Source organism: Bradyrhizobium sp. CCBAU 51627 (assembly GCF_028128765.1).
Taxonomy (GTDB): Bacteria; Pseudomonadota; Alphaproteobacteria; order Rhizobiales; family Xanthobacteraceae; genus Bradyrhizobium.
Genome location: NZ_LBJG01000077.1, coordinates 43,770 through 54,562 on the forward strand (window position 1 = coordinate 43,770; position 10,793 = coordinate 54,562).

Genomic DNA, 10,793 nt, shown 5'->3' on the forward strand with positions numbered 1-10,793 from the left:
CCGTAAGAGGCCTTGTCCGGGCTGGCGGAAAGGGCTATATCAGCGCCAATTCATCTTCTCATACGATCCGCGTAGTGAGAGTGGGCCCGAAAGGACCCGCTCTTTTTTATTACCTGAACGCGGCTTGGCGGAAGATGCGGCCCGGCCGGCTGTCGGGATAGTTCCGAAACGGGCTCTGACGTCTTAACCAAGCCTTAACCATCGACACCATCGAGCGCCTTGACCCCTGAGATGACCGAACCGACCACTGGTTCCACAGATGCCGAAATGCTGGCCGAGCCGAGGCTCGTGGTCGAGCCAGGCGTCGCGGCACGGGTGTCTGCGGTCGCAACACCGGTGCTGGAGGGCATGGGCTACCGCCTGGTGCGGATCCGCATCTCCGGGGAGGCCGGCTGCACCGTGCAGATCATGGCCGAACGGCCCGACGGCTCGATGCAGCTCGAGGATTGCGAGGCGATCTCGCGGGCGCTGTCGCCAGTGCTCGACGTCGCCGACCCCATCGACCGCGCCTACCGGCTGGAAATCTCCTCGCCGGGGATCGACCGGCCGCTGGTGCGCCGCTCCGATTTCGAGCGCTATTCCGGCCATCTGGTGAAGATCGAGATGGCCGTCGCCCATGAAGGGCGCAAGCGGTTCCGCGGCACGCTGGGCACTGTGGAAGGCGACCGCGTGCATCTGCATCGCGACGACGCCAAGGCAGGCGACAATGCCGACGTGCTCCTGACGATGGAAGATATCGGCGAGGCCCGGCTGGTGCTGACCGATGAGCTGATCGCCGAATCCATGCGCCGCGGCAAGGCCGAGGAGCGCCAGATGCGCCGGGATCTCGGTCTCGCGCCACCGCAGGCGCCGCACGCCGAGATCAGCGCAAAGACGACCAAGAACACCAAGCCGAAAAAGAAGCCGGCACCGACCAACACGAAGAAACATCGCCTTGCTGCCGAACGCGCGCGGCGCGGCGAGATCGAGCCTGACGAAGGAGACTAGCCATGGCAGTCAGCGCCAATCGACTTGAATTGCTCCAGATCGCCGACGCGGTCGCTCGCGAGAAATCGATCGACCGTGGCATCGTGATCGCGGCGATGGAAGATGCCATTGCCAAGGCGGCGCGGGCCCGTTATGGCAGCGAGACTGACGTTCACGCCGAGATCGACCCGAAGAAGGGCGAACTTCGGCTGTCGCGCCATATGCTGGTGGTCGACAAGGTCGAAAATCATTCCAACCAGATCTCGCTGATCGATGCGCAGCGCGCCAACCCGGGCGCCCAGGTCGGCGACACCATTGCCGACACGCTGCCGCCGCTCGAATACGGCCGTATCGCGGCTCAATCGGCCAAGCAGGTGATCGTGCAGAAGGTGCGCGAGGCCGAGCGTGACCGGCAATATCAGGAATTCAAGGACCGCATCGGCGACATCGTCAACGGCGTCGTCAAGCGCGTGGAATATGGCAGCGTCATCGTCGATCTCGGCCGCGGTGAAGCCATCATCCGCCGCGACGAGATGCTGCCGCGTGAGGTGTTCCGCAACGGCGACCGCGTCCGCGCCTACATCTTCGACGTCCGCCGCGAGACGAGAGGTCCGCAGATCTTCCTGTCGCGCACCCATCCGCAGTTCATGGCGAAGCTGTTCGCGCAGGAAGTGCCGGAAATCTACGACGGCATCGTCGAGATCAAGGCGGTCGCCCGCGATCCCGGCTCGCGCGCGAAAATCGGCGTGATTTCCCGCGATTCCTCGGTCGATCCGGTCGGCGCCTGCGTCGGTATGCGCGGCTCGCGCGTGCAGGCGGTGGTGAACGAATTGCAGGGCGAGAAGATCGACATCATCCCGTGGTCGCCTGATATCGCGACCTTCGTGGTCAACGCGCTGGCGCCCGCTGAAGTCTCCAAGGTCGTTATCGACGAAGACCGCGAGCGCATCGAGGTCGTGGTGCCCGACACCAACAACCAGCTCTCGCTGGCGATCGGCCGTCGCGGCCAGAACGTCCGCCTCGCCTCGCAGCTCACCGGCTGGGACATCGACATTCTGACGGAGCAGGAGGAATCGGAGCGCCGGCAGGCCGACTTCGAGAACTCCACCCGCGTCTTCATGGAATCTCTCAATGTCGACGAGGTGGTCGGCCAGCTGCTCGCCTCCGAAGGCTTCACCTCGGTCGAGGAACTGGCGATGGTGGACCTCAAGGAACTCGCCAGCATCGAGGGCTTCGACGAGGAGACCGCGCAGGAGCTGCAGAGCCGCGCGCGGGAATATCTCGATCAGCAGGAAGCCGAGATCGAAGCCCGCCGCAAGGAACTCGGCGTCGAGGACGCCGTGAAGGACGTGCCCGGCGTCACCTCGAAGATGCTGGTGAAGTTCGGCGAGAACGACATCAAGACGGTCGAGGATCTCGCCGGCTGCGCGACCGACGATCTGGTCGGCTGGACCGAGCGCAAGGAAGGCGGCGAGCAGACCAAATTCGCCGGCGCGCTCGACGGGCTCGGCATCTCCCGCGACGATGCGGAAGCCATGATCATGCAGGCCCGTGTCAAGGCCGGCTGGATCACGGAGGCTGACCTTGCCAAGCCTGCCGAAGAGGCTGACGCGGCCGAAGATCAACCGGCTTAAGGGCAACGGAGATGTCGCCCGGATGCTTGCCAGCGCTGACAGCGAACTTGATCATGGACCGCGGGCCGAAAGGTCCGCGACCATGCGCATGTGCGCGGTCAGCCGCGAGGTCCGGCCGATCGACGAGCTGATCCGCTTCGTCGTCTCGCCCGGGGGCGACATAGTTCCCGACCTCAAACGCAAGCTGCCCGGACGCGGCATGTGGGTCACGGCGTCGCGACAGGTGGTTGCGGAAGCGGTCCGCCGTCACCAATTTACCAAAGCCTTCAAGCGCGACCTGCGCATTCCCAAGTCGCTTCCCGACGATATCGAGGCGCTCCTGGTCCGGAGCGTGATCGAGGCCCTCGGGATCGCCGCCAAGGCGAGGCAAATCGTCGCCGGCTTCGGCAAGGTCGAAAGCGCCCTGCGGGAGGGCACGGTCGCGGTCCTGATCCATGCCAGCGACGGGGCCGCGGACGGAATCCGCAAATTGGACACGCTGGCGCGGCAAAATGACGAAAATCGCGGCGTTCGGCCGCCGATTCCCGTCGTCACCGCATTGAAATCTGCAGAATTGGATTTGGCACTCACCCGGTCAAATGTGATACATGCTGCCCTGCTCGCGGGCCCGGCGAGCAAGACATTCCTGTCACGTAGCCAGATGCTGGTCCGATACCGGCTGGCGGACGACGACAAGACTGCCGAAAAGCACGGCCAGGATTTCTGAAGACAAACGACCACCCGATAGGACGGTGCGGCAACGCACAACACTGATAAATCAGGATTAGGACTGCTGAATGGTTGATACCAAGACCCCTGACGACAAGAAGCTGAGCGTTCCGAGCAAGACGCTATCGCTCAAGCCGCGCGTCGAAACGGGCACCGTGCGCCAGAGCTTCAGCCATGGCCGCAGCAAGCAGGTCGTGGTCGAGAAGCGCGGCAAGCGTCGCATCGACGGCAGCCCTGAGCCGCAGGCGCCCACCGTCGTTGCAAAGCCGGCGCCGGCCGCGCCCGCGCCGACCCCGTCGCGCACGGCGCCACCGCGCAATGCCGGCTCCGGCGTCGTGCTGCGCACGTTGACCGAGGACGAGCGCTCCGCTCGCGCCAGCGCTCTTGCTGATGCCAAGGTCCGCGAAGTCGAAGAGCGCCGCCAAGCCGAGGAAGAGGCCCAGCGCCGCGCCGTCCGCGAGGCCGCCGAGCGCGCCGAGCGCGAAGCCGCCGAATCCCGCCGCAAGGCCGAGGAAGAGCGTCATCGTCACGAGGAAGAAGCCAGGCGCAAGGCCGAGACCGAAGCCAAGAAGCGCTTTGGCGAAGGCGAGCAGCCGGCAGCGGCTGCGCGTCCCGCCGCCGCCCCGGCGACCAGCGCTCCGCGCCCGGCGCCGACGACGACGCGGCCGGGAACGACGACGACCGCTCGCCCCGCCACCACCACGTCGCGGCCGGCAGGCCCTGCGGGTCGCACGCCCGCTGTCGCGGCCGGACCGGACGAAGACGACGGTCCGCGCCAGATCCGGCGTGGCCCCGGCGGCGCCGCGCGTCCTGCAGCAGCGCCCAAGACCACGCACAAGCCCGGCCCGCAGAAGGAGCGCGGCCGCCTCACCGTCGTGACCGCCCTCAACGCCGACGACGTGCGCGAGCGTTCGATCGCCTCGTTCCGCCGCCGTACCCAGCGGCTGAAGGGCCACGCCTCGAACGAGCCGAAGGAAAAGCTCATTCGCGAGGTGACGATCCCGGAAGCGATCACCATTCAGGAACTCGCCAACCGCATGTCCGAGCGCGCGGTCGACGTCATCCGCATGCTGATGAAGCAGGGCGCGATGCACAAGATCACCGACGTGATCGACGCCGACACCGCCCAGCTGATCGCCGAAGAACTCGGCCACACCGTCAAACGCGTCGCCGCGTCGGACGTTGAGGAAGGCCTGTTCGACCAGGTCGACGATTCCACGGATACCGAGACGCGCTCTCCGGTCGTCACCGTGATGGGTCACGTCGACCACGGCAAGACCTCGCTGCTCGACGCGCTCCGCCATGCCAACGTGGTGTCAGGCGAAGCCGGCGGCATCACCCAGCATATCGGCGCCTATCAGGTGCTGTCGCCCGAAAGCGGCAAGAAGATCACCTTCATCGACACGCCCGGCCACGCCGCGTTCACCGCGATGCGCGCCCGCGGCGCCAAGGTCACCGACATCGTCGTGCTGGTGGTCGCGGCCGATGACGGCGTCATGCCGCAGACGGTCGAAGCCATCAATCACGCCAAGGCCGCGAAGGTGCCGATCATCGTTGCCATCAACAAGATCGACAAGCCCGATGCCAAGCCCGAGCGGGTGCGCACCGAGCTGCTCCAGCACGAGGTGCAGGTCGAATCGTTCGGCGGCGACGTCGTCGACGTCGAAGTGTCCGCCAAGAACAAGACCAACCTCGACAAGCTGCTCGAGATGATTGCGCTCCAGGCCGAAATCCTCGACCTGAAGACCAATTCGGAGCGTCCGGCCGAAGGCACCGTGATCGAAGCCAAGCTCGATCGCGGCCGTGGTCCCGTCGCCACCGTGCTGGTCCAGCGCGGCACGCTGCGGGTCGGCGACATCATCGTCGCCGGCGCCGAGATGGGCCGCGTCCGCGCGCTGATCTCGGATCAGGGCGAGACCGTGCAGGAGGCCGGCCCCTCGGTGCCGGTCGAGGTGCTCGGCTTCAACGGTCCGCCGGAAGCCGGCGACCGTCTCGCGGTCGTCGAGAATGAAGCTCGCGCCCGCCAGGTCACCAGCTACCGCGCGCACCAGAAGCGCGAGAACGCCGCGGCCTCGATCTCCGGCATGCGCGGCTCGCTCGAGCAGATGATGTCGCAGTTGAAGACGGCGGGCCGCAAGGAATTCCCGCTGATCGTCAAGGCCGACGTGCAGGGCTCGCTGGAAGCGATCCTCGGCTCGCTGGAGAAGCTCGGCACCGACGAAGTCGCAGCCCGCATCCTTCATGCCGGCGTCGGCGGCATCTCGGAATCGGACGTGACGCTCGCGGAAGGTTTCAACGCCGCGATCATCGGCTTCTCGGTTCGTGCGAACAAGGAGGCGGCGGCCGCCGCCAAGCGCAACGGCATCGAGATCCGCTACTACAACATCATCTACGACCTCGTGGACGACGTGAAGAAGGCGATGAGCGGCCTGCTCGCGCCGACCCTGCGCGAAACCATGCTGGGCAATGCCGAGATTCTGGAGATCTTCAACATCTCCAAGGTCGGCAAGGTCGCCGGCTGCCGCGTCACCGATGGCACCGTGGAACGCGGCGCCAATGTGCGCCTGATCCGCGACAACGTCGTCGTGCATGAAGGCAAGCTGTCGACGCTGAAGCGCTTCAAGGACGAAGTGAAGGAAGTCCAGTCCGGTCAGGAATGCGGCATGGCCTTCGAGAACTATCACGACATGCGTGCCGGTGACGTGATCGAGTGTTACCGTGTGGAGACGATCCAGCGCTCCCTGTAAGTCCAAATCTTACCGAAGCGCCGGGATCTTTTTGAACTGAAATTGCGGGAGTGCGATGGCCGGATTTTTCCGGCCATCCACGCCTCATTCGTTTCAACAGGACAAATGACAATGCTCGTGTCCCAAACGCGGGCACGACGAGGTGATTTTCGACCATGCCCCGCCACCATCAGAAGAAGAGTTCCGCGCCCGGCGGCTCGCAGCGCCAACTGCGCGTCGGCGAGCAGGTTCGCCACGCGATAGCCGATATTCTGGCGCAAGGCAGTGTGCATGATGCGGACCTCGAAGGTCACATCATCACCGTGCCGGAGGTACGGATGTCGCCCGACCTGAAGCTCGCGACAATCTACGTGATGCCGCTCGGAGGCCGTGACACCGAGCTCGTCATCAATGCGCTCGATCGCAACAAGAAATTCCTGCGCGGCGAAGTCGCGCGGCGCGTTAACCTGAAATTTGCACCTGACATTCGCTTCCGCGTCGACGAGCGATTCGACGAAGCGGAACGGATCGAGAAGCTTTTGAGAACACCTGCGGTGCAGAAGGACCTGCAACAGGATCCGGATTCGGATCGGGAAGAAGAACGATGATGATGGACCCCGCTCACGGCACGATCGGCAGCGACGAGGCCAATGCGCGCGATCTGCAAAAGAATAATTTTGCAGATGCCGACGGCAACGCGCAGCCGCATCAGGAAGCGCGTCGCGTCAACAACGATCCGCGCGCAAACAAGCAGAAGGGGAACCAGCAGCGCCGCGACCGGCGCGACGTGCACGGCTGGGTCGTTCTCGACAAGCCGATCGGGATGACCTCGACGCAGGCCGTTGCCGTGCTCAAGCGCCTGTTCAACGCCAAGCGTGCGGGCCACGCCGGCACGCTCGATCCGCTCGCTTCCGGCGGCCTGCCGATCGCGCTCGGCGAAGCCACCAAGACGGTTCCCTTCGTCATGGACGGCCGCAAGCGCTACCGCTTCACCGTGTGCTGGGGCGAGGAGCGCGACACCGACGACATCGAGGGCCAAGTCACGGCGACCTCGGACCAGCGTCCGACCCGCGAGGCCATCGAAGCCCTGCTACCCCGTTTCACCGGCGTGATCGAGCAGGTTCCGCCGCGTTATTCGGCGATCAAGGTCCAGGGCGAGCGGGCCTATGATCTCGCCCGTGACGGCGAGGTCGTGGAACTAGCGCCCCGACCCGTCGAGATTCACCATTTAATCCTTGTAGATCAACCGGATAACGACCGGGCCGTGTTTGAGGCCGAGTGCGGCAAGGGCACCTATGTGCGGGCGCTGGCCCGCGATATGGGCCGGATTCTCGGCACTTACGGCCATATCTGCGCGCTGCGGCGGACCCTGGTCGGCCCATTCGGCGAAAATGACATGATTCCGCTGGATCAGCTGGAGGCTTTGTGCGATAGAGCCGCGTCCGGCGAGGGAAGCCTCGCCGACGCGCTGATGCCCGTTGAGACCGCGCTGGACGACATCCCGGCACTGGCCGTCACTCGGGCTGATGCGGCAAGGCTCCATCGGGGCCAGGCCGTTTTGTTGCGCGGACGGGATGCGCCCACAAGTAGCGGCACAGTCTATGTCACGGTGGCAGGCCGTCTTTTGGCGCTTGCTGAAGTTGGCAATGGCGAAATCATCCCCAAGCGTGTGTTCAACCTGACCGGTTTGACTGCCTCAACCGGTCGCAACGAGAGAAATTGACGATGTCGATTGCCGCAGAACGCAAAGCGGAAGTCATCAAGACGAATGCCACCAAAGCCGGCGACACCGGCTCGCCCGAGGTTCAGGTCGCGATCCTGTCGGAACGCATCAACAACCTCACCAACCATTTCAAGACCCACGTGAAGGACAACCATTCGCGTCGTGGCCTCTTGAAGCTGGTCTCGACCCGCCGCTCGCTCCTCGACTATCTGAAGAAGAAGGACGAGGCGCGGTACAAGGCGCTGCTCGAGAAGCACAACATTCGTCGTTAAGAGTTCTTGCGCGCGCCACCGGCGCGCGTTTTTGCGCGTGGTTTCGAGCGAAAGCGCTTATTTCAAGGTTTTTGATCGAGGCTCACGCGTCCGGTGCGAGCCCAAAGCGCGACAAGAATCGCACTTTGGATTGTTGTTTGAGCATGATCTCTTCGGAAAACCGCTTCGCACTTTTCCGGATCATGCTCGAGCGACGCTTCGCATCCGGGGCATGATCAGCGAAGGCCGCGGTTCGGTGTTCGCGTTCGTGCCGACTGACAGTCCAGCAGCAATCCGGCGGCTGGGCGCAACGGGCAAGGTGCCCGTATGACCCGAAAGGATGGACGCCATCCGACATCCAAGAACCATGGCAGGATCGCAGGACGCTGATCGCCCACACCGATCAGCGTCCTGCAATCTTGACATGGTTTTTGTTTTTCGAGCCGTCCCTTCTTTTGAGAACCCATGAAAGAAGACCTCTATGTTCAATAAGCATTCAGTCGAGATCGACTGGGGCGGACGCCCTCTCAAGCTCGAAACCGGCAAGATCGCACGCCAGGCCGATGGCGCCGTCATCGCCACCTATGGCGAGACCGTGGTGCTCGCCACCGTCGTCGCGGCGAAGGCGCCGCGTGAAGGCGTCGATTTCCTGCCGTTGACCGTCGACTACCAGGAAAAGACCTACGCCGCGGGCCGCATTCCCGGTGGCTATTTCAAACGCGAGGGCCGTCCGACCGAGAAGGAGACGCTGGTCTCCCGTCTGATCGACCGTCCGATCCGTCCGCTGTTCGTCGATGGCTGGCGCAACGAGACCCAGGTGATCGCCACCGTGCTGTCGCACGACATGGAGAACGATCCTGACATCGTGGCGCTGGTGGCCTCCTCAGCCGCGCTGACCCTGTCCGGCGCGCCGTTCAAGGGCCCGATCGGCGCGGCCCGCGTCGGCTTCGCCAATGACGAGTTCATCCTCAACCCGACGCTCGACGAGATGGTCGACACCCAGCTCGACCTCGTCGTCGCCGGCACCGCCGACGCCGTGCTGATGGTGGAATCGGAAGCCAAGGAGCTGAACGAAGACATCATGCTCGGCGCCGTGATGTTCGGTCACCGCCACTTCCAGCCGGTCATCAACGCGATCATCGAGCTCGCCGAGAAGGCTGCCAAGGAGCCGCGCGAAGTTACCGTCATCGACAATGCCGCGCTGGAGAAGGAAATGCTCGGCCTCGTCGAGCAGGAGCTGCGCGCCGCCTACGCCATTCCGGTCAAGCAGGATCGCTACGCCGCGGTCGGCAAGGTCAAGGAAAAGGTGATCGCCCACTACTTCCCCGAAGGGCAGGAGCCGAAATACGACAAGCTGCGCGTTGCCGCGGTGTTCAAGGAGCTCGAAGCGAAGATCGTTCGCTGGAACATCCTCGACACCGGCAAGCGCATCGACGGCCGTGACGTCAAGACGGTGCGCAACATCATCGCCGAAGTCGGCGTGCTGCCCCGCGCCCACGGCTCGGCGCTGTTCACCCGCGGCGAGACCCAGGCGATGGTCGTGACCACGCTCGGCACCGGCGAGGACGAGCAATACATCGACGCGCTGTCGGGAACGTACAAAGAGACGTTCCTGCTGCACTACAACTTCCCGCCCTACTCGGTCGGTGAGACCGGTCGCCTCGGCGGCACCAAGCGCCGCGAGATCGGCCACGGCAAGCTCGCCTGGCGCGCGATTCACCCGGTGCTGCCGCCGCATCACGAGTTCCCCTACACCGTGCGCGTGGTTTCGGAGATCACCGAATCCAACGGCTCCTCGTCGATGGCTTCGGTCTGCGGCGCCTCGCTTGCGCTGATGGACGCCGGCGTGCCGATGAAGCGGCCGACCGCGGGCATCGCGATGGGCCTGATCCTCGAGGACAAGCGCTACGCGGTTCTCTCGGACATCCTCGGGGACGAGGACCATCTCGGCGACATGGACTTCAAGGTCGCCGGTACCGAACAGGGCATCACCTCGCTCCAGATGGACATCAAGATCGAGGGCATCACCGAAGAGATCATGAAGGTGGCGCTCGCCCAGGCCAAGGATGGTCGTATCCACATCCTCGGCGAGATGGCCAAGGCGCTCACCAACGCCCGCGCCGAGCTCGGCGAATACGCGCCGCGCATCGAGACCTTCAAGATCGCCACCGACAAGATCCGCGAAGTGATCGGCACCGGCGGCAAGGTGATCCGCGAGATCGTCGAAAAGACCGGCGCCAAGGTCAATATCGAGGACGACGGCACCGTGAAGGTCGCCTCCTCCGACGGCGAGGCGATGAAGGCCGCGATCAAGTGGATCAAGTCGATCGCGTCCGATCCGGAAGTCGGCCAGGTCTATGACGGCACCGTCGTCAAGGTGATGGAGTTCGGCGCCTTCGTGAACTTCTTCGGCTCCAAGGACGGCCTCGTCCACATCAGCCAGCTCGCGGCCAACCGCGTGCAGAAGACCTCCGACGTCGTCAAGGAGGGCGACAAGGTCAAGGTCAAGCTGCTCGGCTTCGACGATCGCGGCAAGACCCGCCTGTCGATGAAGGTGGTCGACCAGACCACCGGCGAGGACCTCGAAGGCAAGGACAAGAGCGCCGAGGGCGACAAGGCCCCGCGCGAAGCGGCCGGCGAGTAACCGCTTAAGGCCAAGTCAAAAACACGAAGGGCGGCCGAAAGGCCGCCCCAGGCTGCTGACAAACCCCTGGCTTTTGCCGGGGGTTTTTGATTCAAGATGGCATGCTGAGGAAGCCGCTACCGCAACAGACCGCGTTGGAGA

At 64.4% G+C, this 10,793-nt stretch carries 8 protein-coding genes; all 8 read left to right on the forward strand.

Translation table 11 applies throughout. From position 1 onward, the window contains the following. The first annotated feature begins 231 nt into the window (after window positions 1-231). The 8 genes from rimP to pnp all read left to right on the forward strand — a co-directional run bounded on the left by rimP (window position 232) and on the right by pnp (window position 10,652). The gene (gene rimP / locus XH88_RS27395; RefSeq protein ID WP_271671352.1) at window positions 232-987 is read left to right on the forward strand and encodes a ribosome maturation factor RimP; all 756 of its coding nucleotides are present in this window, start codon (window positions 232-234) and stop codon (window positions 985-987) included. A gap of 2 nt (window positions 988-989) precedes the next feature. Continuing rightward, entirely contained in the window at window positions 990-2,600 is a 1,611-nt protein-coding gene (gene nusA, locus XH88_RS27400; RefSeq protein ID WP_194478656.1) for a transcription termination factor NusA, read from the forward strand. A gap of 22 nt (window positions 2,601-2,622) precedes the next feature. Next, window positions 2,623-3,306: an RNA-binding protein gene (locus tag XH88_RS27405; RefSeq protein WP_271671360.1), complete on the forward strand. Its 684-nt coding sequence runs from the start codon at window positions 2,623-2,625 to the stop codon at window positions 3,304-3,306. Window positions 3,307-3,376: 70 nt separating this feature from the next. Further along, complete coding sequence (gene infB, locus XH88_RS27410) at window positions 3,377-6,055, forward strand: translation initiation factor IF-2 (protein ID WP_271671353.1); 2,679 nt, start codon at window positions 3,377-3,379, stop codon at window positions 6,053-6,055. 155 nt (window positions 6,056-6,210) lie between these two features. After that, entirely contained in the window at window positions 6,211-6,642 is a 432-nt protein-coding gene (gene rbfA / locus XH88_RS27415) for a 30S ribosome-binding factor RbfA (protein WP_271671354.1), read from the forward strand. Continuing rightward, a complete protein-coding gene (gene truB, locus XH88_RS27420; protein WP_271671355.1) occupies window positions 6,639-7,757 on the forward strand; it encodes a tRNA pseudouridine(55) synthase TruB in 1,119 nt (372 codons plus the stop codon). Before rbfA ends, truB begins: the two co-directional genes overlap by 4 nt. Before the next feature lie 2 nt (window positions 7,758-7,759). Then, complete coding sequence (gene rpsO / locus XH88_RS27425; protein ID WP_008540131.1) at window positions 7,760-8,029, forward strand: 30S ribosomal protein S15; 270 nt, start codon at window positions 7,760-7,762, stop codon at window positions 8,027-8,029. 460 nt (window positions 8,030-8,489) lie between these two features. After that, window positions 8,490-10,652 carry a polyribonucleotide nucleotidyltransferase gene (gene pnp, locus XH88_RS27430; protein WP_271671356.1) on the forward strand — a complete coding sequence of 721 codons (2,163 nt, stop codon included), beginning with the start codon at window positions 8,490-8,492 and terminating at the stop codon, window positions 10,650-10,652. Window positions 10,653-10,793 lie beyond the last annotated feature (141 nt).

Excerpts from the sequence above, each read along its gene's own strand:
- rimP (WP_271671352.1), top strand. The coding sequence starts at position 232 with ATGACCGAACCGACCACTGGTTCCACAGATGCCGAAATGCTGGCCGAG.
- infB (WP_271671353.1), top strand. The coding sequence starts at position 3,377 with ATGGTTGATACCAAGACCCCTGACGACAAGAAGCTGAGCGTTCCGAGC.
- rbfA (WP_271671354.1), top strand. The coding sequence starts at position 6,211 with ATGCCCCGCCACCATCAGAAGAAGAGTTCCGCGCCCGGCGGCTCGCAG.
- truB (WP_271671355.1), top strand. The coding sequence starts at position 6,639 with ATGATGATGGACCCCGCTCACGGCACGATCGGCAGCGACGAGGCCAAT.
- nusA (WP_194478656.1), top strand. The coding sequence starts at position 990 with ATGGCAGTCAGCGCCAATCGACTTGAATTGCTCCAGATCGCCGACGCG.
- rpsO (WP_008540131.1), top strand. The coding sequence starts at position 7,760 with ATGTCGATTGCCGCAGAACGCAAAGCGGAAGTCATCAAGACGAATGCC.
- pnp (WP_271671356.1), top strand. The coding sequence starts at position 8,490 with ATGTTCAATAAGCATTCAGTCGAGATCGACTGGGGCGGACGCCCTCTC.
- XH88_RS27405 (WP_271671360.1), top strand. The coding sequence starts at position 2,623 with ATGCTTGCCAGCGCTGACAGCGAACTTGATCATGGACCGCGGGCCGAA.